Below are 23,155 nucleotides of genomic sequence, written 5' to 3' on the forward strand. Positions count from 1 at the left end.
GTGTTTCAATGTCATTCTTCGACAGAAGGACGGGCCTGGTCGCGCTCAAGGCCTATGCGGTCATCGCGTTGCTCGGTGGTAGAGCCGTGGCAGAGGAGCCGCTGCCGATTTTCAAGATTGCGGCGATCACCAATGCCGATCCGTCGGTTTGGGCGATCCAGCTGATCAAGGAAAAACAGATCGATCATAAACTTGGCTTCGACCTTCAATTCAATCTCAAGCCGGTATCGGTCGCCTACAGCGAATTCATAAACGGCACGGACCAGGTCTGCCTGTGCCTGACCATCGCCACCGCCGCGCGGTTCGCGCTCAAGGGCGTCGATGTCTCATTGGTCTCCACCTACAACAACTATGGCAATGCCTATCTGGTTACGGAGAACCCCGATATTCAGAAGCCGGCGGACATAGTCGGGCATTCGCTGGCCGGTTCGACCGGATCCGGCTCATGGGTGTTCCAGCAGTATTTCCTGCGCGAGCACCAGAATGTCGACCTCACGAAAGTCGACATCCCTTCGATCGTGGCCTCGGCCCAGGCGACCAATCTCATCGCAAAGCGGGTGGACGCGATCACGGCGTTTGACGACACGCGCCTCAAGCTGGAGGCGGCCCAACCCGGCCGGTTCCGCTTCATCCCGACTTTCGACAAGGCGAAATGGGAATCCCTGACCGGGGTCGACTACGTCCCCATGTTCCTTCTTGGCGTGCGCACGGGGTGGTACGAGAAACCTGAAAACCGCGAGCTCTTGCAGAAGTTCGAAGCGGCCTACAAGGAGGCGATAGACGACGTCATCGCCCATCCAGAGGCAACGGCCGACTTGCTTGGCGAAGAGCGCACGCTGGCACCCAAGTCCTTCGTCGTCGACTTCCTCACACGATATCCCGAAGCCGGACGGGTCGTTCGGGCGTCTGATCTGCGACCTGCCATCACGGTGCTGACGCAGAAAGTGCTGCCCGAGACCGGATTGATCGACCGTCCTCTCACCGATGAGGAAGTTGACAGGCTCATCGTCGCTGCGCCCCGCATTGGACAAGGCGGCGGGTGAACGACATGGCTTACCCAGCCACGGACCAGGCATCCCTCCCGGACGGTGGCCGTGAACGCGCCCGCCGCTGGAACCTGGAGGGCTGGATCGCAGTCGTCGCGATCCTGATAGCTTGGCAGATCGCTTCCTCGCAGCTTCCGACCATTCTCTTTCCTCCTCTCGAGGATATCGCCGCACGCTTCATGAAACTCCTTCGCGACGGCAGCCTGATCGGTACGACGGCCCACACCTATCTTCGGATAGTCGTGGCACTTTCCATATCATTTCTGGTTTCGACCGCACTTGGCGTTGCTGGTGGGCTTTACCGTTCGGTTGATCGGCTGATCTCGCCGCTCGTGCAGATCAAACAGGGCGTGCCAAGTGTCTGCTGGATCATTTTCTCCATCATCTGGTTCAAGGACGTGGAGGTCCGGAATGCCTTCATCGTCATTATCAGCACGCTGCCGAGCTTTTACTATCTGACTCGCGACGGGGTGCGAGCCATTCCATTGGACCTTTGGGAAATGGTCAGGGCGTGGCGGCCTAGCGGCAGCCAGACACTATTCAAGCTGGTAATCCCTGCAATCCTGCCCAATCTCATAACCGGTCTTCGGGTCAACATAGGTGCCGCGGCAAAGGTGGCGGTGTTTGCCGAGTTGCTCGGCGGGGTGAGCGGTGTCGGCTATCAGCTCCGGATCGCCGAGGAGCAATTCCGCATGGACGATGTCCTCGCCTGGACTGTTGTTCTTGTCTTGTGGATCCTGATTTCCGACAAGCTTCTGCAGCTCCTGGAAGAGCGGCTGCTCCGCTCCCGCGGCCGAAAGGATTGAAGCATGGATGACGCAATCCGTTTCGAGGGCGTCGGCAAGCAATTCAGCCGTGCCGGTCACAGGACGCCGGCTATCGAGGATCTCACATTTTCCGTGAGGAGTGGCGAGTATCTGTGCGTGCTTGGACGCTCCGGCTGCGGTAAGTCGACATCGATCAATCTCTTGCTGGGATTGCTGCGACCCGATCGCGGCAGAGTACTCGTGCATGGCCTCGAACCCTATGCCGATTTCAACGCGCTGAAGGGAAGGATCGGCTGCGTTTTTCAGAACGACCGGCTGCTTCCCTGGAGGTCCGCCATCGACAATGTCTTGCTACCGAGAGAAATTCTCGGCAACCGCAACCGAGAGGCATATCAAGCCGCAAAGGATCTGCTTGCAAGGTTCGGTCTCGAAGGGGTTGAGAATGCCCGGCCGGGCGAGCTTTCGGGCGGGATGAGACAGCGTGTGGCAGTGGCAAGGGCGCTGGCCAGCGATCCCGACATCCTCCTTGCCGACGAAGCCTTCGGACACCTTGACGAGGCGACAGGCAACCGCCTGCGTCTGGATTTCAAGACAGCCGCAACGCAGGGCGGAAAGACTGTCCTGCATGTTACCCATTCCATCGACGAAGCGCTGGATCTCAGCGACCGGATCATCGTGCTTGGGCGGCCCGGCCGGGTCCTGGCCGTCCTCGACGATTTTGGCAACAGCGAGTCGAGCCGCGGTGCCGCCCGGACGCGGATACGCGACTGCCTGCAACTTGGCGATTGGGACAACGAGAATGCATTGCCAAGCGCCTGGGATTTGTCGGTCAACGGCGTAAGCCGTGCCTGAATGCATGAACCATCATGTCTGGCTGGCCCATTGCCGCGACGGCGCCGGTCTGATTTTCTGGGCCTATGCATTTCATCCCTGCCTCCATCCGCGGCCCGCTGTTCATGATCGTCTCGACGGGGTCGTATCTCGTCAACGACACGATGATGAAGCTCGCGACGGCGGGCCTGCCGTCCTATGAAGTGCTGTTCCTGCGCGGCGTGGCGGCAGCGCTCTGGGGCTTCCCGCTGCTGTTCGCGCTCGGCTACCGCAAGCAGATCCCGCTGATCTTCGACGGCCAAGTGCTGCGCAGGAACCTGCTCGAGATGGCGGCGATCCTTTGTTATGTCGTGGCGCTCGCCAACATGCAGATCGCCGATTCCACCGCGCTCGGACAGATCACGCCGCTCTTGATGCTGGTCGGCTCCTCGATCCTGTTTGGTGAACGGATCGGCGGCCGGCGCATGGCGCTGATCGGGCTCGGCTTCATCGGCGCCCTGATGGTGGCGCAGCCGACCATGCAAGGCATTTCGGTCTACGCGCTGCTGGCGCTCGGCAACGCCGCGCTTGCGGCAGCGCGCGACCTTGCCGGCAGGCGGGTCGCGGCCGAGGTGCCGGGGATGATCGTGGCGATTTCCGCCGTCGTGGTGGTGCTGATCGGCGCCGGTGCCGCGCATCTGGTTTCCGAGCGCTGGGTCATGCCCGGGACGCACCACCTGCTGCTGATGGCAGGTGCTGGATTTTTCCTGATCTTCGGCCACTTCTTCATCTTCATGGCCTATCGCGTCGGACCGACCAGCGCCGTGGCGCCGTTCTACTATTGCTTCACCGTCTGGGCGGTCATTTCAGGCCTTGTGGTGTTCGGGCAATTCCCCAACGCGCTGGCGGTCTGCGGCATCCTGCTGGTTGTTGGCAGCGGGCTGACCATCGTGTCGCTGGATCAGCGCCAGCGCAGGCTGGCCGTCGTGGCATAACCTCGGCATCCAGGCAGGTGCTCATGCACAAGCTGTTGCCGAGCCGAAAAAGATCGTCTAATCGGCGAAGACCCGTCCGATCGACGACGACATGATCAATCAGCCAAGGGAGTTCCCTGTGACCGATTTTGACCAGAACAAGAACTCCGACGCCGAGCACAAGGCCGCCATCCGCAAGTCGCTCGTCGGCTGGGCGGTGTTCATCGCGGGAACGCTGATCTTCTTTGCCGCCGCCGACGCAGTGTTGATGCCATAGGCGAGCCGCTGCTGGGTCTATCGGCCCTAGGCCGTTCTCCTCGCCTCCCAGCAGTCGAAACTTCAGACAGTTCGAAACTTCAGACGATCCGCCTGACGCCTAAAGCGTCCGCTTGGCGCTGAACTGATGGTAGGCCCACAGGACGACCACCGCGCCAACCACCGCGACGATCAGGCTGGAGATGTTGAGACCGGTGACACCCACGCCGAAGATTTGGCTGCAGATCACGCCGCCGACGATGGCGCCGACGATGCCGAGCACGATATCCATGATCAGGCCCTGGCCGGTCTTGTTGACGATCTTGCTGCCCAGGAAGCCAGCGATGGCGCCGAGAATGATCCAGCTGATGATACCCATTTTTTTCCTCTCCATCCCCCGCCTACCGGACATTTTCATAGGATTGTAAAAACCTCAAGCCAACTTGAAATTCCGCCCGAATGCTCCATTGTTGAGGAGGACTCGGGCTTGGTCGCTATGGAGGATCCACTATGGGACTTTTTGACAACGCCGTTCCCGGCGGCAACATCACCAAACCGCTGATGATCGCGCTCGGCGCATTGCTGGTCGGAAAAATGCTGAGCGGCAGAAATGCCGAACAGCCCGAGCAGTCTCCCGCTCCTGCTCCAACCGGCCCTGCCCCTACCGAAACCACGTCCGCCGACGGCGGCCTGCTCGGCGGACTGGGCGGCCTGCTCGACAAGCTCAGGGACGCCGGCCATGGCAATGCCGCGGACTCCTGGGTCGGCACCGGGCAGAACCAGCCGATCAACGCCAATGATCTCGGCTCCGCGATCGGACCGCAGATCATTCGCGAGATCGCGCAACGGACCGGAATGGACGAGCAGGAACTGCTCAAGCAACTGTCCACGGCCTTGCCCGGCATCGTAGACAAGCTGACGCCGAACGGCCAGGTGCCGCAGCAGCACCAGGTCGCATCCGCGTTCAATAGCTAGCGCGTCGCAGCCACGACAATTGGAGCGCTGCGCCTGGTGCGCAGTGTTTCGACTTGGAGGTCGCCGGGATTGAGTGTCTGGAGCGGGTAGCGGGAATCGAACCCGCATATTCAGCTTGGAAGGCTGCTGCTCTACCACTGAGCTATACCCGCGCCGTTCCTGAAGTACCGGATTCACCCGAAAAGCGCCATGCACTTTTCGGTCCGATTCTTTTCGCGTTTCAGGGCTTCCGGGCCGGCAGTGGTGGAGAGGGTTGGATTCGAACCAACGTAAGCTAAGCTAACGGATTTACAGTCCGTCCCCTTTAACCACTCGGGCACCTCTCCAGTCTGCCGCCGGAGCCATGCAACGAGGCATTCACGCCAATCCGGACCCGAGTAATGTCTTCTCCGAAACCAGCGCAGCGCCTTATGGCGGCAAGCCCATTGGGTGTCAACCGCGCAGCCAGGGTTTTTCGATGTTGTTCGCCGGCTGCGGCGACGGGCCATATCCTTGGCCGGAGGACACGGCTATAGAAGCCAGCCATGAGCGATAAAACCAACACACCCAAAGACACCCATTACGCCAAGCTGCGCCGCGCCTATCGCGACGAGAAAAGCGGCGGCGCGCCGGCGTTCAGGCCTCGACAGCCGGTTCCGCCGGGCGAAAATGCCGCGGACGGCCTTGTGCGGCTCTATGGCCTGCACACGGTGCGCGCCGCACTCGACAACCCGCGCCGCAAGATCAGAAGGATGCTGGTGACGCGCAACGCGGCCGAGCGCCTGGAAATCGCCGATCTCGCCGCCCTGCCTTTCAAGACTGAACTGGTCGAACCCAGGGACATCGACAAGATCACCGGGTCGGACGCCGTGCATCAGGGCGTGCTGATCGAGGCCGAGCCGCTGAAACCGAAGCGGCTCGATGCACTTGGCGACGCAAAGCTGGTGCTGGTGCTCGACCAGATCACCGACCCGCACAATGTCGGCGCCATCCTGCGCTCGGCGGTCGCCTTCGGCGCCGGCGCGCTGATCACCACCGCCCGCCACAGCCCGCAGGAATCGGGCGTGCTGGCGAAATCCGCCTCCGGCGCGCTGGAGCACATCGACCAGATCGAGGTGAAGAACCTCGCCGACGCGCTCGGCCAGCTGCACGAGGCGGGCTTCCGCACCATCGGACTTGATTCGGACGCGCCGGCCGAACTCGAGAAGAGCTTTGCCGGAGAAAAGATCGCGCTGGTGCTGGGCGCCGAAGGCAAGGGCCTGCGCCAGAAGACGCGCGAGACGGTGACCACGCTTGCGCGACTCGACATGCCCGGCGCCATCCATTCGCTCAACGTTTCGAATGCCGCGGCGATCAGCCTCTACGTGGCGCGGGCATTTTTGAAGCGCAGCTAGAAACGGCAGGCCGCCTGCCAGGAACCATCTCGAAACGAGAAACGGGTTCCGGCGATAGACGCCGGAACCCGTTCTTCGATGGGCCAAGAGTTGGCGACTTGGGAACGTTGCGCCGCCCTCTCCTGACCTATGCCGCTTTGCCCCGGGTGCCGGCAGCCTCGGCGCCGACCTCGAAATTGGCCATCCGCTCCAGCGCCCTGACCAGAGCCGAATGATCTTCCTTGGCGCCGCCATTGGCCGCGCAGGAATTGAACAGTTGCTGCGTGGTGGACGTATTGGGCAGCGACACGCCGAGCGCCTTCGCGCCCTCCAGCGCGAGGTTCAGATCCTTCTGGTGCAGTTCGATCCGAAAACCCGGCGCGAAGGTGCGCTTGACCATGCGCTCGCCATGCACTTCCAGGATGCGCGAAGCCGCCAGCCCGCCCATCAGCGCCTGCCTGACCTTCGCCGGGTCGGCGCCGGCTTTCGACGCAAAAACAAGCGCTTCGGCGACGGCTTCAATGGTCAGCGCGACGACGATCTGGTTGGCCACCTTGGTGGTCTGGCCAACGCCGTTCGGCCCGACCAGGGTGATATTCTTGCCCATCTTCTCGAAGACGGGTTTTGCGCGCTCGAAGGGTTTTTCCTCGCCGCCCACCATGATGGTCAGCGACGCCGCCTTGGCACCGACCTCACCGCCCGAGACCGGTGCGTCGAGATAGTCGCAGCCCAGCTCGTTGATCTTGTTGGCAAAGGTCTTGGTCTCGATCGGCGAGATCGAGCTCATGTCTATGACCAGCTTGCCCTTCGAAAGACCGGACGCAACGCCATTCTCGCCGAACAGCACATCGGCCACCTGCGGGGTGTCGGGCACCATCAGGATGATGATGTCGGCTGCCTTGGCCACGGACGCATGGCCGGTGACTGTTTTCAGGCCTTTGGCGACGAGATCGGCCGGCGACTTGGAGCGATGGTCGCTGGCGATGACATGATAGCCCGCGTCCAGCAGATGCCCCGCCATCGGTGCGCCCATGATGCCGAGGCCGATGAAGCCGATGGTTTCCATTGTGGTTCTCCAAATGACTGTCTGAAACGCCCCCTCATCCGGCCCTTCGGGCCACCTTTTCCCCGAGGGGAGAAGAGGTCGCCGACGGCGGTGCCTGTCTCTTCTCCCCACCGGGGAGAAGGTGGCCGCGCAGCGGCCGGATGAGGGGGCCTCTAGTGCTTAAGCCGCAGCACTGCCCTGCCCGGCCAGCTCCCGAAACCACCCCAGCCCAGCCTCGGTGCCGGCCTTCGGCTTGTATTCCGCCCCAATCCAGCCGGAATAGCCGATGCGGTCGATGTGCTCGTAGAGGAAGGGGTAGTTGATCTCGCCCGTCCCCGGCTCATGACGGCCGGGATTGTCCGCAAGCTGGATATGCGCGATGCGGCCGAGGTTTGCCTCGATTTTACGGGCGAGATCCCCCTCCATGATTTGCATGTGATAGATGTCGTATTGCAGGAACAGGTTTTTTGAGCCGACACGGTCGATCAGCGCCAGCGCCTGGTCCGAATAATTAAGGAAGAAGCCCGGGATATCGCGCGTGTTGATCGGCTCGATCAGCAGCCTGATGCCGGCCTGCTCCAGCTTCTCCGCAGCAAAAGCGAGGTTTTCGGCAAAGACATCCTCCAGCACCTTGCGCTCAGTGCCGGCGGGCGCGATGCCGGCCAGGCAATTGACCTGCTGGCAGCCGAGCGCCTGCGCATAGGTGATCGCCTTGGCGATGCCCTGGCGGAATTCCGGCACGCGGTCCGGCAACACCGCAATGCCGCGCTCGCCCTTGCCCCAGTCGCCCGGCGGCAGGTTGAACAGCACCTGGGTCAGGCCATTCTTCTTCAGCCGGGCAGCGACAACATCGGGCGCATGGTCATACGGGCCGATATATTCGACGCCCTTGAAGCCGGCGCGAGCGGCGGCATCGAAACGGTCGAGGAAATCATGCTCGCCAAAGAGCATCGACAGATTGGCTGAAAAACGCGGCATTCTTTTTCTCCTTACTGTCAGTCGAGCATCACGATTGCGGTCGGCGCGTCTTCCTGATGTTCGGCAAGGTCCTCGAATTCGGTGATCTTGTCGATCTCGGTGCCCATCGAGATGTTGGTGACGCGTTCGAGGATGAATTCGAGCACGACCGGCACCTGATGCTCCTTCATCAGCCGCTGTGCCTCCTTGAAGGCACCGGCGAACTCTTCCGGCTTGCGCACCCTGACCGCCTTGCAGCCCATCGCCTCGGCGACGGCAATATGGTCGACGCCGTAGCCGGCCTCGGGATCGCCCGAACGGTTGATGTTCTCGAAGGCGAGGCTGACCTCGAAATCCATCGAAAAGCCGCGCTGCGCCTGGCGGATCAGGCCGAGATAGGCATTGTTCACGACGACATGCAGATAGGGCAATTTGTGCTGTGCGCCGACCGCCAGCTCCTCGATCATGAACTGGAAGTCGTAGTCGCCAGACAGCGCCACGATGGTGCGGTCGGGATCGGCGGCGCGAACGCCAAGCGCTGCCGGTAAGGTCCAGCCGAGCGGGCCGGCCTGGCCGCAATTGATCCAGTTGCGCGGCTTGTAGACATGCAGGAACTGCGCCCCGGCGATCTGCGACAGGCCGATCGTGGTGACATAGGTGACGTCGCGGCCGAACGCCTTGTTCATCTCCTCATAGACACGCTGCGGCTTCAGCGGCACCTGGTCGAAATGCGTCTTGCGCTTCATCGTCTTCTTGCGGCCCTGGCACTCCTTCGCCCAGCCGGACCAGTCGCGCAGTCTGCCCGCCGTCTTCCACTCGGTGGCGACGTCGAGCAGCACCTTCAATGCCGCCCCCGCATCCGACACGACGCCGAGGTCCGGCGCGAAGACACGGCCGATCTGCGTCGGCTCGATATCGACATGGATGAATTTTTTTCCCTTGGTGTAGACATCGACGGAGCCGGTGTGACGGTTGGCCCAGCGGTTGCCGATGCCGAAGACGAAGTCGGCTTCCAGCATCGTCGCATTGCCATAGCGATGCGAGGTCTGCAGCCCACACATGCCGGCCATCAGCCGGTGGTCGTCAGGGATCGCGCCCCAGCCCATCAAAGTCGGGATAACCGGCACGCCCGAAATTTCGGCGAATTCGATGAGCAGATCCGACGCATCGGCGTTGATGATGCCACCGCCGGCGACGATCAGCGGCTTTTCGGCCGCGTTGAGCATGGTCAATGCCTTTTCGGCCTGGGCGCGCGTCATGGCAGGCTTGAACGGCGTCAGCGGCTCATAGGCATCGATGTCGAACTCGATCTCGGCCAGCTGGACGTCGACCGGCAGGTCGATCAGCACCGGACCCGGCCGTGACGAGCGCATAAGATGAAATGCCTTCTGCAGCGCCATCGGCACCAGATAGGGCTCCATGACGGTGACCGCCCATTTGGCGACCGGCGCGGCAATGGCTGATATGTCGACGGCCTGGAAATCCTCCTTGTTGAGCCGCGCGCGCGGCGCCTGGCCGGTGATGCACAGGATCGGAATGGAATCCGCCGCCGCCGAATAAAGCCCGGTGATCATGTCGGTGCCGGCCGGGCCCGAGGTGCCGATGCACAGGCCGATATTGCCTGCCTTGGCGCGGGTATAGCCTTCCGCCATGTGCGAAGCGGCCTCGACGTGACGGGCAAGGACGTGGCGGATGGTGCCCCTCGCCTTCAGCGCCGAATAGAACGGATTGATCGCCGCGCCCGGAACGCCGAACGCGCAGGAAATGCCTTCCTTTTCGAGAACGAGAACCGCGGCATCGACAGCGCGCATCCTGGCCATTTCCAGCCCTCCACGGGGTTTGTCATTGTTGGATGGCTGAGGATGTCAGCAAGCCGGCCATTTTTCAATTTTTTCAGAATATTTTTTCATTTCTAGAAAACGGTGCCTGTATATTGATTTTATTGGATTTTCTGTTTTCCAAGAATTCACTCCGGCGTAAGAGTGAAAAACTTTTTCATTGCCTGTTCGGCGAAATCGGCCAGAATGGCGCCATGGAAACCACCGAAAAACGCCAGCGCGGCCGGCCGCGCGCTTTCAACGGGCCGTCCGAGGCCAGTTCGGTGCAGTCGCTCGACCGGGCGCTGCGCATCCTGGCCATTGTCGCGGAAGGAAGCGGCCTGTCGCTGAGCGAGATATCAGCGCAGAGCGGCCTTGCCGCCTCCACCGCCTACCGCATGCTGACGACGCTGCAAAACCACGGCATGGTCGAATTCGACACCAGCGACCAGCTGTGGTCGATCGGCGTCGAGACCTACCGCATGGGCGCGGCCTTCCTGCGCCGCCGAAAACTGGTCGACCGTGCCCGCGTGGTCATGCAGGAGTTGATGGAAAGAACCGGCGAGACCGCCAATCTCGGTGTCGCCGAGGATGATTGCGTGGTCTTCGTCAGCCAGGTCGAGACGCATCAGGCGATCCGCGCCTTCTTCCGGCCGGGCACGCGCAGCCCCTTCCATGCATCCGGCATCGGCAAGGCGGTGCTGGCGCATCTCGAGCCGGAGCGCGTCGGAACCATCCTGCGCAAGGCCGGCCTGCAGCGCTTCACCGACAGGACGCTTTCCGACATTTCGGCGCTTGCCCACGACCTGGCGAGAATCAAGCTGCGCGGCTGGTCGGTCGACGACGAGGAGCGGCACCCCGGCATGCGCTGCGTGGCGGCCGCCATCTTCAACGAATTCGGCGAGCCGATCGGCGGCGTCTCGGTGTCGGGACCAACGGTGCGGGTGACGCCGGAGCGGCTGGCCGAGATCGGCCCGCTGGTGCGCGATGCCGCCGCCGAGGTGACCAGGATGATCGGCGGCGTCAGCTCGGCCTGAGATCATGCGGACAGCAAAAGGGGCGGTGGGGCGCCCCTCTTTTCAGTTGATTGAAACGCAACCTCCTCTCAGAGCCGGCAGTAGTGACGATAGCCGTCGTGGCCGATATAGGTGTCGGAGTCGACGTCGTAGCTCGCGTAGCGATCGTAGCAGCGGCGGACATGCCACGAACCGCCGTCTTCATCGACATAGACGGTACGGGGCTGTTGGGAGAGCAGGCTGCCCAGGACGAAGCCGCCGACGCCGGCAGCAATGCCGATACCGATTTCGCGGTTGTGGTGATGGCTGTGAGCGGCCGATGGCTGGACGGTGCCGACCAGCGCGGTGGCAGCGACGGCGGTGGCGATGAGGCCGGAAACGAGTGTGTTCTTGAACATGATGATCTCCTTGCTTCGTTGACCGAGGCGATCCATCCGCCTCTTGATCATCAGTCGTTGCGGCCAGGAAAAAGGTTCGGATCTTTTTTCGATTTTTCTGGAGCCGGGGAAATTAGCCGCAGGAGGTTGCTTGTCGCGATTCCCTTCGGACCGCGCGTCGCGCTGGAATTTGAACCTTGATGTTGACCTGCGGGCGGGGCTTCCGACACCAAACGCAAAAAGGGCGGCCGAAGCCGCCCTCTTGGAAGAATGGGTCCCTCCATCAAAGGAAAATGATCACCCTGCCGTGCCTGTGGTGATGGTTGTGGTGGTGGTTGTAGTGCTTCCACCAGAACTTCTTGAAGTGCTTCTTGTGATGGTTGTGGTGGTGATGATGATGGCCGTGCATGCCGTGGGCTGACGACGTGCCGACAGTGCCGGCGAGCGCGCCGGTGGCGACGAAGATGGCGACGAGGCCTGAGGTAAGAGTGCGCTTGAACATGATGATCTCCTGGATCTTTTGATCGAGGCGACCCATTCGCCTCTGACCATCAGTCGGCGCGGCGCGGGAAAAGGTTCGATAGGTTTGGAGATTTTCTAGAGGGGGCAGTAGGCAGTAGCGAAGAGCACCACGCGCATACGAGCGATGCACCCCCCTATTGCCTATTGCCTATTGCCTCATCCCATTCCCGTGACATGGCGGAGCCAGAAGGCGAGCGCGATGAAGCCGATGATGGTGGTGACGCCGGTCCAGTCGACATTGGCCTTCTTCACATCGCTGATGATCTTCACCAGCAGCATCCAGGCCACGAAGATGATTGGGAGAATGATGACAAATCTGATCATGCGAAACCCCTGCTCGAAGCGATTGCACCTTCGCTGGATGTAGGAAGCAATCCGGCGCTTTTCAGGATGCCCTCCCCGACAGCCGATATGGCATGCCGGGAAAAAACGGAGTTTTTGTCTTTACTGGCGCAACAAATATGCTAACCGGAGCGCCGTGCCCTTGTAGCTCAGCTGGTAGAGCAGCGGTTTTGTAAACCGAAGGTCGGCGGTTCGATTCCGTCCGGGGGCACCAGCAAAATCAATGCATTCGTTTTTGCCTTTGACGGATATCAGGGTCTGCACTTACGGGTAATCTCAGGGGTACGTATTGCCTTAGCTCAGTTGGTGGAATACTCGCCTTGTAGGCGGCAGGCCGGGGTTCGAGTCTCTCAGGCAGCGCCAGTCGGCGCGTTTTCGCGCAATTGCTCGACAACGTTACATTGGGTGGAAACCACTGCCTGAATGAAGTCCTGCAACCAATCGCGAAGCGCAAACTTATGCTCGGCACCCGGGGCCATATCCAACAAAGTCCGCATGGGCATTGTCGCCGTCACGTGGTGTATAAACAACATCTGTTGGGAAACCCGGCAATGGTGAGCTACCGTCCGTCCGCAGATTCTCAACGCTCTGGTACATCACACCGACAAAAGGCATCTTATCGCCACAGAATGCCCGTGCTTCGGCTTCAACGTCCCTGACTAGGGAAAGCAATCGTCCGGAAAACTCCAAAGTCCAAGCACGATCGTCCGGCTGACGAATCGCCTTACCCCCAAAGGCAGCATTGTGAACAGTGCCATCGGGCCTCAGGTATTCCTCATTTGTTAGTATGCGCAGCCAATAGTCACGGACATCCGCCCTATCCCCCCAATTCAGCGCCATTTAGCGGTTAAGCCTCCTCACGAGCCGCGCCAGATCAAATTTAAGACTTCCTAACTCGATATCCCGCGCATTCAGTACTCCGCTTTGACCATCTGCGCGCCGCCAGTAGCCCTTCCAAACTTTCCCCGGTCCGATATCGATAAAGAGCTTATGCAACTCGCCACTTTTCCAAATCCATTCAAGAGCAATTGCACCGTCCGTGCCGGGGGCAATTGCCGGCGTGGACAGTGGCATGGGCAAAGAATCCAAAAACTTTCTAGTAGCAGCTAAGGTTTCGGCCGTAATTGGATCAGCGTCGAATCCGTCCCAATTTTCAGCTTCATACTTCGTGTATGAAGCCAGCCGATCTTGGCGTCCCGGAACCCCGATACGACGGGCTGTTGTGATCTCTTGGGCGAATATAGCGGCCCACAGTTGCGCAAGCACGGCGTTACGCGGGCTCTCAGGGAATGGCCCTCCGTGGGCAAAATGCGGTAAAAACACGGCGTTAGGCGGGGGATTCTCGGGAAACGGCTCGCCGAGAGCAAAATAATGTGAAACGTCGCCCCCCCACTTCGTTCGCCAATAATCCGCGAAAAGAGCCTCGACTTTGGCGTTATGAGCATAACCGGAAACGTACCGACTTGCGGTGACATTAGCGCTCATAGGGCCGGACCCTTCCGGATACCCGGCTTCACCAGCCTGCAAGATGCCAATTGGATAGATTGGGGCTGTCGCGTTTGCCGCCGCAAAGGCATTCATGGGCATTCACCAGACTCGACATTTTCACGCGCTAGACGAAGTAGCTCTTCAAATATGGGTATCAAAAGTGATTTCTCAAACGGCGTCGTGTTTCCTGCAGGTGTGCTGTGATCAAGTTCGAGACGTACAGCAAAAATAGGATCGCCTATCGCAACTATACCGTCCTCAGGACCCATCCTAACCGCGCCATTCAGAATTCGCATCGCACCGAAAGAGGTTATTCGATTTATCTCGCTTCCAGTAACACTACTTTTGGTCGGCCAATTTGTGCGCAGCAAAAAGTCTTTGACCCGATCTTCGATTTTGGCTGTTCGAACGTACGTGGCCAAGATACGATTTGTATCCTCAACGCCTTCGGTTCTTTGAAGAACCACACAACCAAACGCAATGCGAACAATAGAATAGGGAGTGCTCTCCAGCCAACCCATTGCCGTCTCAACGAATGCCGGGAAGCTGTCGTCAAAACTTGCAAATGTTGGCAGATCGCTGACTGCTTCGGGCGATTGGTTTTGTGTTAGTACGATGTCAACTCGTGAAGCCTGGAATGAAAGAGTTAGACGTCCGGGACCATACTCCCCGGAGTAGACACGCCCTGCCGGAACGGTCTGCCTCAATTCCGCTTCGTCTTGACCAGTTAAAGTAGTCCATTCAGCTTCGGAGCCTTTGATTGGCTCGTTCGCAAAAACAGTGAGCCGCAGAATCTCTGTCTGCCACTTGCCCGCCATATCCCCCTCCTGTTTCACGAGGTTTAACATTGACGATCTTTCATTAATAGAGACGGAATCGTCACGGTTTTGCGCGAAAATTCAGTTCCTTGGCAGGGTGCTGAATTCGAGCCTACCGGCCGAAGTCAAGCATACGAGGTGTAAAGATGATATCGATCGCGAAAGATTGCGCGAACGACTTTGGCAACGCGTCCAAGAGCATGCCGGTAGGGGCTCCCAAGAGGATGAAGCGGTCGGCGACACGATGGGTAAAGCGGGGCCTGTCACCCATCTCTCGGCAAGGGCATCGACGATTACCCGGGAGCCAGAGTCCTCCGAGCGCCCCAACATCCCTATGAGGCGCTCGCGATTTGGGCAGACGCGTTCGTCCTAGTGAACGTATTTCTCACCCTCATCGACTTATAGACATAAGCGGTCCAGATGCCGGTCACTACAAACGAGGTTATGGGGGCCACCAGCGCATCGCCTGCTAGCACCTGGCTCACCGGAACGCCCAAAACTGACGCAATCCAGATCGTGTCCAGGACAAAAACGACAGGGATCGCCAGCCACTGGAGCAGAAACAATTGCGGAAAGCGGCGGCTCCGCCGCAGCATCGAAACAAGCACGACCAGCTGAAGCGCCAGAAACGCCAGATTGAGAGCAACCTCGCCATACACCGCCACGGGCCCATTCGAGAGGGTCATGAGTTGCTGGTAGCCATCGGTCGAATTGGCGAAGTCGGCGAGCGTGCGCAGCGGTGACAATGTCTGACCGATCGCCAGCAGCATCAGCCAGCCGCCGAAGCCTACAAGAGCCGCCGGATCCTGTGACGGCTTCGCAGCTGATCGAACAGCAAAGAAAAACAGGCACGCCGATCAACAGCAGCACTATCGCCCAATGCCAGATGGAAAACGCCCCCATTTACCCCTCCCCCTTATTTATGCCCTTATAAGTTGTATCAGATTTCAAACTCAACTCAAGAGATGAGCCCCGTCTGAAACCAGGTTTTATGCCGAAGCGACGATTTCTCCTGTCTGCTCCTGACTCCCTCACACCGCAATCGCCGCCACCAAAATCCGGTTCTGCCTCCGTATCGCCACCCGCAATTCCGGTATCTTCGCCGCGTCGCGCTTCACGAATTCGATGAACATCATGTTCATGTTGTTGAAGATCAGTTCGCCGAGCGCTGCCCCATCGATATCCTGCCGCACCAGGCCGAGCGTTTGCAGCCGGGCGATCAGTGCGCGGATCTGTTCGGTCAGCGCTCGGTCGAGCGCGGTGTAGGCCTGGCCGAACGGGCTGTCGGGCAGTTGCATCGAGATCGCCATCGCCTGCCGCCACATTTCCTTGCTGAGATAGTGCAGCGAGTGCTCGATATAGATGCCGATCAGTGTGTCCAGCGCGTCGCCGACATTGGCCGGCGGCCGGGCGACGACGCCTTGCCCGGCATTCAGCACTTCGTTGACCTCCAGCGAGACGATGGCGCCGAGGATGTCGCCCTTATTCTCATAGTAATTGTAGATGGTGCCGACCGAGACCTCGGCCTGCGCGGCGATCGCCTCGATCTTGGCGCCCTCATAGCCGGCCTCGCGAAACAGTTCCGCCGCCGCCTCGATGATGCGCCGGTGCCGGTCCGCCTTTTGCCTTGCCCGCAATCCGCTCATATCAGCCTCTTGCCATAAAAACAGAATTGACTCAATTTTAGAATTGGTTCAACTTTTTGCAAGAAGCCACAAAGGCAAGGGAGAAACACTCGATGTCCGCAAAATCCGCATCCAGGAATCCGCTTTCCATTCTCAAGAGCCATCTGTACGCCGCGTGCGCCGCCACGGCGCTGCTGTTTGGGGCCGGCAGCCTCGCCGAGGCCGCCGACCTCAACGCGCTGATCTGGTGCGATCATGCCGATCCGGCGTTGCTGCAGCCCTTCGAGGAGGCCAATGGCGTCAAGGTCAACGTCAAGGAATTCGAGGGCACCGGCGCCGGCCTCGCCATCGTCGAACAGTCGCAGCCCGGCGACTGGGACGTGATGGTGGTCGACTCGATCGACGTGCCGCGCGGTGTCGAAAAGGGCCTGTTCGAGCCATTGCCGGAAGACAAGCTGCCGCTGGCCGACCTGTTCCCGCAGGTGAAGATGGACGGCTCCACCGTCGTCGGCGGCAAGCGCTACGGCATCACCGAAAAGTTCGGCTACAACACGATCGGCTACAACAAGACCAAGGTCGATCCGGCCGACATGCAGTCGATGGCAGCACTCACCGGCGACAAATACAAGGGCAAGGTCGCCATCTACGACTATTACCTGCCGGTCATCGGCATGGCCGCGCTCGCCATCGGCAAGAAGACGGCCGAGCTGACCGAAGCCGACCTGCCCGCCCTCAAGGACGAGCTTCTCAAGATGAAGGCCAATGCCAAGCTGGTAGGCGAAGTGACCGCCAGCCAGACGGCGCTGGCGACCGGCGAGGTCGACATTCTGGTCGGCGGCGGCGAATGGGTGACGGCAGGGCTTGCGAAGGAAAACCCGGCGCTGGACTTCTCCATCCCGAAAGAAGGTGCGGTGCTGTGGTCGCAGTCGCTGGCCATGTTCAAGGATTCGAAGAACAAGGACATGGCGCTGAAATTCATCCAGTACATTATGAGCCCGGAAGGCCAGGCGCGGCTTGCCACCTCCTCCTGCTACTGGGGCATGCCGTCGAACACCAAGGCAGCACTCACCGACGACCAGAAGAAGGTCCTGCGTTTCGACGAGCAGCCGGGCTTCCTCGCCCGCGCCCAGGCCTATCCGGCGCCGAGTGCCGATCTCGACAAGAAGATGCAGGACATGTGGACCGAAATGCTGCAGGCAAAATGAGCAGATACCGCTCATGAGCAGCTCGGCAAAAAAAGGGCGTCTCCTGCCCCGGGCAGCCCTGCCCTGGGCGCTGGTCACGCCGGCGCTCGGCTGGACGCTGCTGTTCTTCGTCCTGCCCTTCATCGCCATGGGGTTTTCCAGCCTGACGGCGCATGAGGGCGGCGGCTTCACGGCGTCCAACTACAGCCAGTTCTTCACCAACCCCTCCTACTGGCAGGCGATGGTGAACTCGCTGCAGGTCACAGTGATCGTCACCGTGATCTCGGTGCTGCTCGCCTACCCCTTTGCCTGGATTCTCGCCGAACAGGTGCCGGAACGCTGGCAGCGGCTGGCGCTGATGCTGGCGGTGCTGCCGTTCTGGACCTCCTATGTCGTGCGCTCCTACTCCTGGCTGCTGGTGCTGGCGCAGAACGGCGTCGTCAACCGGGCGCTGACCGGCTCGGGCCTGTTCAGCGAGCCGCTGCAGCTCGCCAACACGCGTTTCGCCACCATCACCGGCTTCGTGCATTTCTTCGTCATGCTGTTGACCCTGACGATCTTCGCCAACCTCAAGCAGCTGAGCCCAAGCTACCGCAAGGCCGCCGCCGACCTCGGCGCCGGGCCGGTGCGCACCTTCCTGCATGTCGTGCTGCCGCTGACCTTGCCCGGCATCATGGTCGGCGCCTTCCTCACCTTCGTGCTGTGCATCGGCGACTACATCACGCCGCAGATCCTGGGCGGCAACAACGAGCTTCTGATGCCGCAATTGGTGATGATGCAGATCGGCCGGCGCGGCGACTTTCCGTTGGCCTCGGCGCTCTCGATCATCCTGATGGCGGTGGTCACCATTGCCTACCTCGCCTGCGCGCGCTGGCTCAAGATCGAGCGGGCCTGAGATGCGCCAGCTCGTCCGCATCGCCTCCTGGCTCTACGCGATCGCCGTCTACGGCTTCATCTTCCTGCCCGTGGTGGTGCTGGTGCTGTTTTCGCTGCAGGCGACGTCGTTCCCGATCCCGCCCTTCACCGGCCCGTCGCTGCGCTGGTACGAGGCGGTGCTCTCCGACGTCAGGCTGACCTCGGCGCTGGTCAATTCGCTGCTGGTCGCCTCCATCTCGTCGCTCGCCGCCGTTACGCTCGGTTTCCTTTCCGCCTGGGGCTTTGCCCGTTTCGTCCTGCCCGGCTCCGGCCTGCTGCGCGGGCTGATCACGCTGCCGTTGACGGTCAGCTATCTCATCATCGGCATGGGGCTGCTGGTGCTGTTCAACTGGGCCGGCATGCCGAAATCGCTGCTCGCCGCCGGCATCGGCCATGTCGTGATCAACCTGCCGCTGTGCTTCGCCATCATCTACAGCCAGATGGGCGACCACCAGATCAACATCGAACGGGCCGCGCGCGACCTCGGCGCGCCGGAATGGAAGGTGCTGCTGTTGATCACCGTGCCGGTCATGGCGCCGGCCATCTTCGCCAGTTTTTTCCTGTCGATGACCTTCTCCTGGGACGAGTTCGTGATCTCCTTCCTGCTGACCCGCTTCGACACCACGCTGCCGGTCGAAATCTGGAACCTCCTGCGTTCCGGCCTCAATCCCAAGACCAACGCCGTCGGCTCGCTGGTCTTTGCCGTCTCCATCGTGCTGGTGGTGCTGTTCGAACTGACATTGCTGCGTAGGAGAAAGGCATGACCGCGCCTTTGGTCGATATCCGTTCCGTCTCGCACCGCTTCGGCCAGCACACTGTTCTGAAGAACGTTTCGCTGCAGATCGAGCCCGGCAGCTATACGATCCTGCTCGGGCCCTCGGGGTCCGGCAAAACGACGCTCCTGTCCATTCTGGGCGGCTTCGTCACCCCCAGCGAAGGCAAGGTGTTCATCCGTGGCGAGGACTGCACCTCGGTGCCGCCGGCGAAACGGCCGACAACGACGGTGTTCCAGGACTATGCGCTGTTTCCGCATATGAGCGTCGGCAGCAATGTCGGCTTCGGCCTGCGCATGCAGGGTGTCGACGGCGCCACCCGGGCGGCAAAGGCGCGCGAGGCGCTGGCGCTGGTTGGCCTCGACGCCGCCTTCGACAAGAAGCCGCACCAGCTCTCCGGCGGCCAGCGGCAGCGCGTGGCGCTGGCGCGGGCCTTGGTGATCGAGCCGGCGGTGCTGTTGCTCGACGAGCCGCTCGGCGCGCTCGACCTCAAATTGCGCCGGCAGATGCAGGACGAGTTGAAAGCGATCCAGAAGCGCGTCGGCACTGCCTTCATCCATGTCACCCACGACCAGGAAGAGGCAATGGCGCTGGCCGACCACTGCGTGGTGATGAATGACGGGCGTATCGAGGACGAAGGTCCGCCCGAGCGCGTCTACGCGCGGCCGGCGACGCGCTTTTCCGCGACCTTCATGGGCGAGAGTACGATCCTTGCCGGCACAGTCACGGAAACGAAGGGCAGGACAAGCACCGTCGCGACGCCGGTCGGGCCGGTTTCACTGCCCAGCGCGTTGCCGGTGGGCTCCGCCGTTGCACTGGCCATACGGCCGGAGCATCTTGTCCTCGGCACGACCGCAGGCGGTGTCAAGCTCGGCACGGCCGGGGTGAGTGACGTCGTCTTCCAGGGCAGCTTCAAGCGCGTGCTTGCGGTTTCCATCGAATATCCTTCGATGCAGTTCATCGCCAAACTGCCCGCGACGGCGACCGTCCAGCCGGGCGACACGGTCGCGATTTCCTGCGATACCGGCCAGATCATCCTGCTGACGGATTGAACATGGCAACACTTCCCCTCATCGAAGCACCAGACTGGTACGAGACCATCCGCATGAGCGATGGCGTGACCTTGATCCATGAGCCATGGATAAAACCGTTCTTCCGCTGCAACATGTGGCATGTGCGCGGCCGCGACCGCGATCTCCTGTTCGACACCGGGCTTGGCCATTTCAGCCTCCGGCGTCATGTGCCGCTGGTAAGCGAGCGCAAGCTCATTTGCGTTGCCAGCCACACGCATTTCGACCATATCGGCTGCCACCACGAATTTCCCGACCGCTGCGTGCACGCGGCCGAGGCCGGGATCCTCGCCGATCCGCGCAACGAATGGACGGCTGCCGGCACCTATGCGACCGACGAGATGTTCGACGGTATGCCGCAAGGCTGGGACACGGCGCGCTATGGCATTCTTCCCGCACCTGCCGGCCGCCTGCTCGCACAGGGCGATATCGTCGACCTCGGCGACCGTGCCTTCGAGGTGATCCATACGCCCGGCCATTCACCCGGCGGCATCGCGCTCTACGAAAACAGGACGGGCATCCTGTTATCCGGCGACATCATCTATGATGGCCCGCTGATCGACGATGTCTACCACTCGGACATATCAGACTACATGGCCACGCTGCTGAGCCTGCGCGACCTCGATGTCTCGGTCGTGCATGGCGGCCATTTTCCGAGTTTCGGCAAGGTGCGCTACCGCCAGCTTGTCGACGAGTATCTGGAACAGAAGCGGCAAGCCGGCTGCCACCTGCGGCAACCCTGAAAGCGGGTTAGCGCATCAGTTCAAAATGCCGCGGAAACGCCTGATGCAGCAGGAGCAGCATGGTCTTGCGCAGCACGTTGGTGTCACGGCCGCGAGGGTTCAGGTGATCCCAATACCAGGCGCCATGAACCAGATAATTCAGGCTCTCTGACAGGGTGTCTATGTCGACGCCGGTGTAACCGCCGCTGCGCGAAATCTCGACCAGCAGTTCGCGCGCCTCGGCGGTGTAGGCAAGGTCGCTCGGCAGGCCAATTTCATTGTAGATCTGCATGCTCTTGCGGTCGCTGGAGAACACGACAAAGACCGAAACCCATTTCGGATGCTGCCGGGCGAAATTTTGCGCGCAGTTGACAGCGCCTAGCAGGCGCTCAACCGGCGACAGGCCGGGCGCCCGCACCAGAGTCACCCACAGCTCATCGTATCGATCGCTGAGATACTGCAGGACGGCCCGGAACAGGTTCTCCTTGCTGCGAAAATGGAAGACAACCAAGGCATTGGACGAGCCGACATGCTCGGCGATGCGCTGCATGGTGACGCTTGCCAGCCCCTCCTCCGCGATGAGCTCGATGGTGGCGTCTATGATCCGCTGCACGCTGGCTTCGCCGCGCTCGCGCCGACGGTCCTTGGGCGGCGCGGCATCGTTTGCCGAAACCCCATCCTTGGCCATTGCGCCTTTGTGTTTTGCCGCCGTAGCCTTGCGTTGCGCCATCTTCGTCCAGTTCCTTTCGAACCTTGTGGCGGCGATCGCCGGCGCCGCCACAGATCCGTCTATTCGAGGTGTCCGGCGTCGGCTCACCATAACGCAAGCCGGAGATCAAGCACCATCGCGGCAAGAGCCGCATCGCCCGATCAGAGCGACGGGCGCGTTTCGGTGTTTGTGTACCACTGCCCCTTGGCCGTCTCATAGGCCATGGCCGCCCGGAAAACATCGGCATCGCAATAGGTGCGGCCGACAATCTGGATGCCTGTCGGCACGCCGCTTGCCGCCCGGCCCGATGGCACGGACAGAACCGGACAACGGCTCATCATGTTGAACGGCGTCGTCATCACCCAGCCCAGCGACGGGTTTACCTGCTTGCCGTTGATCTCGACGGTACCGGTGGTCTGATCGAACTCCGCCGGCACGGAGGGAAGCGCGTTGGTCGGGCAGATCAGCACATCATAGGTTTCCAGCAGCGGGCCTAGCGTCTGGTACATCCTGGCCGCCACATCGAGGGTTCCGACAAAATCCACGGCTTTGGACTTCTGCCCATCCTCGGCGAACTGCCGCGCATAGGTCGTCATGTCCTTGCCATGCTCCTTGGGCAGTTGCGACAGCGAGGCGCCGAAGAGATGTTCGAGATAGGCCATGCCGGCCTTCAGTACTTCATCGCCCCAGCCCAAATCGACTTCCTCGACCGTCGCGCCAAGCGAGCGGAACACATCGCAGGCGGCGAGTGTGTTCTTGCGCACGTCCGGGTCGACTTCAAAGGAGCCGAGGTCCATCGAGAACGCGATCTTCCAGCCCTTGATCGGCTTGTAGTCGAGCGGCAGGCGCAGTTTTGGGCGCAGCGTGGCGATGTCGAGCGGGCTCGGCCCCGCCATGACATTCTGCAGCAGGATCGCATCCCCAACGTTTCGCGCCAGCGGTCCGGTATGGCAGTAAAAGTCGAGGTTGAAGGGCGGCTCGTCCGGGTTGCGGCCATAGGGCGGCTTGAAGCCGACAAGACCGCAGGCCGACGCGGGAATGCGAATCGACCCGGCAATGTCAGAGCCGGTGGCGATCGACGACGTGCCGGAAGCCAGCGTCGCCGCCGCACCACCGGACGAACCGCCCGGCGTAAAATCCGGATTCCACGGGTTGCGCGTCACGCCCCAGCGTCTCGACCAGGTATAGCCGGCGCAGCTGAATTCAGGCGTCGCCGTGCGGGCATGGACGATGCCTCCGGCCTTGATGATGCGTTCATTCATCGTCGAGGTATGGCCGCCAATGGCATCCTTCGACAGCAGCGAGCCATGCGATGTCGGCTTGCCCTTGATGTAGCTCTCGTCCTTGATGCCGATGGGCAGCCCCTCGAGCGCCCCGGTCCGGGCGCCCCTGGCGTATTTCGCCTCGGCTTTCCTGGCCAGATCCATAGCCTCGTCGAAATGCGTGAAGGTGAAGCAGTTGATCGTCGGCTTGGTGGCCTCGGCGCGCCGGATGGTGGCCTGCATCAGATCGACGGGCGAAAGCTTCTTCGCCTTGAACAGCCGCAGCGCCTCGCTGGCCGGCATATAGCAAAGGTCGAGATCGGTGGTCATGGAA

At 61.1% G+C, this 23,155-nt stretch carries 26 protein-coding genes and 3 tRNA genes; 14 read left to right on the forward strand and 15 right to left on the reverse strand.

All coding sequences use genetic code 11. From position 1 onward, the window contains the following. Window positions 1–8: 8 nt before the first annotated feature. The 5 genes from ACZ89F_RS14990 to ACZ89F_RS15010 all read left to right on the forward strand — a co-directional run bounded on the left by ACZ89F_RS14990 (window position 9) and on the right by ACZ89F_RS15010 (window position 3,874). On the forward strand, window positions 9–1,043 hold the full coding sequence (locus tag ACZ89F_RS14990; RefSeq protein ID WP_476092640.1) for an ABC transporter substrate-binding protein: 1,035 nt from the start codon (window positions 9–11) through the stop codon (window positions 1,041–1,043). 5 nt (window positions 1,044–1,048) lie between these two features. Then, window positions 1,049–1,852, forward strand: coding sequence for an ABC transporter permease (locus ACZ89F_RS14995; RefSeq protein ID WP_476097290.1), 804 nt, complete (start codon window positions 1,049–1,051; stop codon window positions 1,850–1,852). A gap of 3 nt (window positions 1,853–1,855) precedes the next feature. Next, window positions 1,856–2,665, forward strand: a complete 810-nt coding sequence (locus tag ACZ89F_RS15000) for an ABC transporter ATP-binding protein (protein WP_476092641.1) — start codon at window positions 1,856–1,858, stop codon at window positions 2,663–2,665. 65 nt (window positions 2,666–2,730) lie between these two features. Then, the gene (locus tag ACZ89F_RS15005) at window positions 2,731–3,618 is read left to right on the forward strand and encodes a DMT family transporter (protein WP_476092642.1); all 888 of its coding nucleotides are present in this window, start codon (window positions 2,731–2,733) and stop codon (window positions 3,616–3,618) included. 118 nt (window positions 3,619–3,736) lie between these two features. Further along, window positions 3,737–3,874, forward strand: a complete 138-nt coding sequence (locus tag ACZ89F_RS15010; protein WP_164548697.1) for a hypothetical protein — start codon at window positions 3,737–3,739, stop codon at window positions 3,872–3,874. A 99-nt stretch (window positions 3,875–3,973) separates the two neighbouring features. Here the strand turns inward: ACZ89F_RS15010 and ACZ89F_RS15015 are convergent, their stop codons facing one another. Beyond that, a complete protein-coding gene (locus tag ACZ89F_RS15015) occupies window positions 3,974–4,231 on the reverse strand; it encodes a GlsB/YeaQ/YmgE family stress response membrane protein (protein WP_476092644.1) in 258 nt (85 codons plus the stop codon). Between the two features lie 131 nt (window positions 4,232–4,362). On the opposite strand from ACZ89F_RS15015, the gene ACZ89F_RS15020 reads away from it, so the two are divergent. Further along, window positions 4,363–4,827, forward strand: coding sequence for a YidB family protein (locus tag ACZ89F_RS15020; protein ID WP_476092646.1), 465 nt, complete (start codon window positions 4,363–4,365; stop codon window positions 4,825–4,827). Between the two features lie 78 nt (window positions 4,828–4,905). On the opposite strand, the gene ACZ89F_RS15025 is transcribed toward ACZ89F_RS15020, so the two are convergent. Together ACZ89F_RS15025 and ACZ89F_RS15030 are read right to left on the reverse strand one after the other, a co-directional pair. Continuing rightward, window positions 4,906–4,979, reverse strand: a tRNA-Gly gene (locus tag ACZ89F_RS15025). Window positions 4,980–5,068: 89 nt separating this feature from the next. Beyond that, window positions 5,069–5,153 (reverse strand) — tRNA-Tyr (locus tag ACZ89F_RS15030). 198 nt (window positions 5,154–5,351) lie between these two features. Here ACZ89F_RS15030 and rlmB point away from each other — a divergent pair. Further along, window positions 5,352–6,200 carry a 23S rRNA (guanosine(2251)-2'-O)-methyltransferase RlmB gene (rlmB, locus tag ACZ89F_RS15035; protein ID WP_476092647.1) on the forward strand — a complete coding sequence of 283 codons (849 nt, stop codon included), beginning with the start codon at window positions 5,352–5,354 and terminating at the stop codon, window positions 6,198–6,200. A gap of 127 nt (window positions 6,201–6,327) precedes the next feature. Here the strand turns inward: rlmB and ACZ89F_RS15040 are convergent, their stop codons facing one another. The 3 genes from ACZ89F_RS15040 to gcl all read right to left on the reverse strand — a co-directional run bounded on the left by ACZ89F_RS15040 (window position 6,328) and on the right by gcl (window position 10,001). Beyond that, window positions 6,328–7,260: a 2-hydroxy-3-oxopropionate reductase gene (locus ACZ89F_RS15040; RefSeq protein ID WP_476097291.1), complete on the reverse strand. Its 933-nt coding sequence runs from the start codon at window positions 7,258–7,260 to the stop codon at window positions 6,328–6,330. A 144-nt stretch (window positions 7,261–7,404) separates the two neighbouring features. After that, complete coding sequence (gene otnI, locus ACZ89F_RS15045; protein WP_476092649.1) at window positions 7,405–8,202, reverse strand: 2-oxo-tetronate isomerase; 798 nt, start codon at window positions 8,200–8,202, stop codon at window positions 7,405–7,407. Between the two features lie 17 nt (window positions 8,203–8,219). Further along, window positions 8,220–10,001 carry a glyoxylate carboligase gene (gene gcl / locus ACZ89F_RS15050; RefSeq protein WP_476092651.1) on the reverse strand — a complete coding sequence of 594 codons (1,782 nt, stop codon included), beginning with the start codon at window positions 9,999–10,001 and terminating at the stop codon, window positions 8,220–8,222. A 212-nt stretch (window positions 10,002–10,213) separates the two neighbouring features. On the opposite strand from gcl, the gene bhcR reads away from it, so the two are divergent. Next, complete coding sequence (bhcR, locus tag ACZ89F_RS15055; protein WP_476092653.1) at window positions 10,214–11,035, forward strand: HTH-type transcriptional regulator BhcR; 822 nt, start codon at window positions 10,214–10,216, stop codon at window positions 11,033–11,035. A gap of 68 nt (window positions 11,036–11,103) precedes the next feature. On the opposite strand, the gene ACZ89F_RS15060 is transcribed toward bhcR, so the two are convergent. The 3 genes from ACZ89F_RS15060 to ACZ89F_RS15070 form a co-directional block, all read right to left on the reverse strand. Continuing rightward, window positions 11,104–11,412, reverse strand: coding sequence for a BA14K family protein (locus ACZ89F_RS15060; RefSeq protein WP_476092655.1), 309 nt, complete (start codon window positions 11,410–11,412; stop codon window positions 11,104–11,106). Window positions 11,413–11,674: 262 nt separating this feature from the next. Then, a complete protein-coding gene (locus tag ACZ89F_RS15065; protein ID WP_013531393.1) occupies window positions 11,675–11,893 on the reverse strand; it encodes a hypothetical protein in 219 nt (72 codons plus the stop codon). 176 nt (window positions 11,894–12,069) lie between these two features. Further along, on the reverse strand, window positions 12,070–12,237 hold the full coding sequence (locus ACZ89F_RS15070; protein WP_013531392.1) for a hypothetical protein: 168 nt from the start codon (window positions 12,235–12,237) through the stop codon (window positions 12,070–12,072). Window positions 12,238–12,393: 156 nt separating this feature from the next. On the opposite strand from ACZ89F_RS15070, the gene ACZ89F_RS15075 reads away from it, so the two are divergent. Next, a tRNA-Thr gene (locus tag ACZ89F_RS15075) sits at window positions 12,394–12,469 on the forward strand. Between the two features lie 626 nt (window positions 12,470–13,095). Here the strand turns inward: ACZ89F_RS15075 and ACZ89F_RS15080 are convergent. From ACZ89F_RS15080 to ACZ89F_RS15095, 4 genes are all read right to left on the reverse strand, one after another. Further along, on the reverse strand, window positions 13,096–13,836 hold the full coding sequence (locus tag ACZ89F_RS15080) for a hypothetical protein (RefSeq protein ID WP_476092657.1): 741 nt from the start codon (window positions 13,834–13,836) through the stop codon (window positions 13,096–13,098). After that, a complete protein-coding gene (locus ACZ89F_RS15085; protein ID WP_476092658.1) occupies window positions 13,833–14,561 on the reverse strand; it encodes a hypothetical protein in 729 nt (242 codons plus the stop codon). The genes ACZ89F_RS15080 and ACZ89F_RS15085 overlap by 4 nt, the downstream gene beginning before the upstream one ends. A gap of 332 nt (window positions 14,562–14,893) precedes the next feature. Next, on the reverse strand, window positions 14,894–15,331 hold the full coding sequence (locus ACZ89F_RS15090; protein ID WP_476092659.1) for a DUF2569 family protein: 438 nt from the start codon (window positions 15,329–15,331) through the stop codon (window positions 14,894–14,896). Window positions 15,332–15,592: 261 nt separating this feature from the next. Continuing rightward, a complete protein-coding gene (locus tag ACZ89F_RS15095; RefSeq protein WP_476092660.1) occupies window positions 15,593–16,207 on the reverse strand; it encodes a TetR/AcrR family transcriptional regulator in 615 nt (204 codons plus the stop codon). 92 nt (window positions 16,208–16,299) lie between these two features. Here ACZ89F_RS15095 and ACZ89F_RS15100 point away from each other — a divergent pair, with 92 nt between their 5' ends. Genes ACZ89F_RS15100 through ACZ89F_RS15120 form a run of 5 tightly spaced genes read left to right on the forward strand, consistent with a single transcriptional unit; the run spans window position 16,300 to window position 20,871 of the window. Next, window positions 16,300–17,391 carry a polyamine ABC transporter substrate-binding protein gene (locus ACZ89F_RS15100; RefSeq protein WP_476092661.1) on the forward strand — a complete coding sequence of 364 codons (1,092 nt, stop codon included), beginning with the start codon at window positions 16,300–16,302 and terminating at the stop codon, window positions 17,389–17,391. A 13-nt stretch (window positions 17,392–17,404) separates the two neighbouring features. Then, the gene (locus ACZ89F_RS15105; RefSeq protein WP_476092663.1) at window positions 17,405–18,265 is read left to right on the forward strand and encodes an ABC transporter permease; all 861 of its coding nucleotides are present in this window, start codon (window positions 17,405–17,407) and stop codon (window positions 18,263–18,265) included. A gap of 1 nt (window position 18,266) precedes the next feature. After that, window positions 18,267–19,049 carry an ABC transporter permease gene (locus ACZ89F_RS15110; protein WP_476092664.1) on the forward strand — a complete coding sequence of 261 codons (783 nt, stop codon included), beginning with the start codon at window positions 18,267–18,269 and terminating at the stop codon, window positions 19,047–19,049. Beyond that, the gene (locus tag ACZ89F_RS15115) at window positions 19,046–20,110 is read left to right on the forward strand and encodes an ABC transporter ATP-binding protein (protein WP_476092665.1); all 1,065 of its coding nucleotides are present in this window, start codon (window positions 19,046–19,048) and stop codon (window positions 20,108–20,110) included. The genes ACZ89F_RS15110 and ACZ89F_RS15115 overlap by 4 nt, the downstream gene beginning before the upstream one ends. A gap of 2 nt (window positions 20,111–20,112) precedes the next feature. Beyond that, window positions 20,113–20,871: an MBL fold metallo-hydrolase gene (locus ACZ89F_RS15120; protein ID WP_476092667.1), complete on the forward strand. Its 759-nt coding sequence runs from the start codon at window positions 20,113–20,115 to the stop codon at window positions 20,869–20,871. 7 nt (window positions 20,872–20,878) lie between these two features. On the opposite strand, the gene ACZ89F_RS15125 is transcribed toward ACZ89F_RS15120, so the two are convergent. Further along, window positions 20,879–21,580 carry a TetR/AcrR family transcriptional regulator gene (locus tag ACZ89F_RS15125; RefSeq protein ID WP_476092668.1) on the reverse strand — a complete coding sequence of 234 codons (702 nt, stop codon included), beginning with the start codon at window positions 21,578–21,580 and terminating at the stop codon, window positions 20,879–20,881. Between the two features lie 140 nt (window positions 21,581–21,720). Then, window positions 21,721–23,151, reverse strand: coding sequence for an amidase (locus ACZ89F_RS15130; protein WP_476092670.1), 1,431 nt, complete (start codon window positions 23,149–23,151; stop codon window positions 21,721–21,723). Between the last annotated feature and the right edge of the window lie 4 nt (window positions 23,152–23,155).

It is taken from the genome of Mesorhizobium sp. USDA 3734, from assembly GCF_056279665.1.

Excerpts from the sequence above, each read along its gene's own strand:
- ACZ89F_RS15110 (WP_476092664.1), top strand. The coding sequence starts at position 18,267 with ATGCGCCAGCTCGTCCGCATCGCCTCCTGGCTCTACGCGATCGCCGTC.
- ACZ89F_RS15060 (WP_476092655.1), bottom strand. The coding sequence starts at position 11,412 with ATGTTCAAGAACACACTCGTTTCCGGCCTCATCGCCACCGCCGTCGCT.
- ACZ89F_RS15125 (WP_476092668.1), bottom strand. The coding sequence starts at position 21,580 with ATGGCGCAACGCAAGGCTACGGCGGCAAAACACAAAGGCGCAATGGCC.
- ACZ89F_RS15015 (WP_476092644.1), bottom strand. The coding sequence starts at position 4,231 with ATGGGTATCATCAGCTGGATCATTCTCGGCGCCATCGCTGGCTTCCTG.
- bhcR (WP_476092653.1), top strand. The coding sequence starts at position 10,214 with ATGGAAACCACCGAAAAACGCCAGCGCGGCCGGCCGCGCGCTTTCAAC.
- ACZ89F_RS15130 (WP_476092670.1), bottom strand. The coding sequence starts at position 23,151 with ATGACCACCGATCTCGACCTTTGCTATATGCCGGCCAGCGAGGCGCTG.
- ACZ89F_RS14990 (WP_476092640.1), top strand. The coding sequence starts at position 9 with ATGTCATTCTTCGACAGAAGGACGGGCCTGGTCGCGCTCAAGGCCTAT.
- rlmB (WP_476092647.1), top strand. The coding sequence starts at position 5,352 with ATGAGCGATAAAACCAACACACCCAAAGACACCCATTACGCCAAGCTG.
- ACZ89F_RS15085 (WP_476092658.1), bottom strand. The coding sequence starts at position 14,561 with ATGGCGGGCAAGTGGCAGACAGAGATTCTGCGGCTCACTGTTTTTGCG.
- ACZ89F_RS15095 (WP_476092660.1), bottom strand. The coding sequence starts at position 16,207 with ATGAGCGGATTGCGGGCAAGGCAAAAGGCGGACCGGCACCGGCGCATC.
- ACZ89F_RS15080 (WP_476092657.1), bottom strand. The coding sequence starts at position 13,836 with ATGAATGCCTTTGCGGCGGCAAACGCGACAGCCCCAATCTATCCAATT.
- ACZ89F_RS14995 (WP_476097290.1), top strand. The coding sequence starts at position 1,049 with ATGGCTTACCCAGCCACGGACCAGGCATCCCTCCCGGACGGTGGCCGT.
- ACZ89F_RS15090 (WP_476092659.1), bottom strand. The coding sequence starts at position 15,331 with ATGCTGCTGGCGATCGGTCAGACATTGTCACCGCTGCGCACGCTCGCC.
- ACZ89F_RS15120 (WP_476092667.1), top strand. The coding sequence starts at position 20,113 with ATGGCAACACTTCCCCTCATCGAAGCACCAGACTGGTACGAGACCATC.
- ACZ89F_RS15070 (WP_013531392.1), bottom strand. The coding sequence starts at position 12,237 with ATGATCAGATTTGTCATCATTCTCCCAATCATCTTCGTGGCCTGGATG.
- ACZ89F_RS15000 (WP_476092641.1), top strand. The coding sequence starts at position 1,856 with ATGGATGACGCAATCCGTTTCGAGGGCGTCGGCAAGCAATTCAGCCGT.
- ACZ89F_RS15005 (WP_476092642.1), top strand. The coding sequence starts at position 2,731 with ATGCATTTCATCCCTGCCTCCATCCGCGGCCCGCTGTTCATGATCGTC.
- gcl (WP_476092651.1), bottom strand. The coding sequence starts at position 10,001 with ATGGCCAGGATGCGCGCTGTCGATGCCGCGGTTCTCGTTCTCGAAAAG.
- ACZ89F_RS15115 (WP_476092665.1), top strand. The coding sequence starts at position 19,046 with ATGACCGCGCCTTTGGTCGATATCCGTTCCGTCTCGCACCGCTTCGGC.
- ACZ89F_RS15105 (WP_476092663.1), top strand. The coding sequence starts at position 17,405 with ATGAGCAGCTCGGCAAAAAAAGGGCGTCTCCTGCCCCGGGCAGCCCTG.
- ACZ89F_RS15020 (WP_476092646.1), top strand. The coding sequence starts at position 4,363 with ATGGGACTTTTTGACAACGCCGTTCCCGGCGGCAACATCACCAAACCG.
- ACZ89F_RS15100 (WP_476092661.1), top strand. The coding sequence starts at position 16,300 with ATGTCCGCAAAATCCGCATCCAGGAATCCGCTTTCCATTCTCAAGAGC.
- otnI (WP_476092649.1), bottom strand. The coding sequence starts at position 8,202 with ATGCCGCGTTTTTCAGCCAATCTGTCGATGCTCTTTGGCGAGCATGAT.
- ACZ89F_RS15065 (WP_013531393.1), bottom strand. The coding sequence starts at position 11,893 with ATGTTCAAGCGCACTCTTACCTCAGGCCTCGTCGCCATCTTCGTCGCC.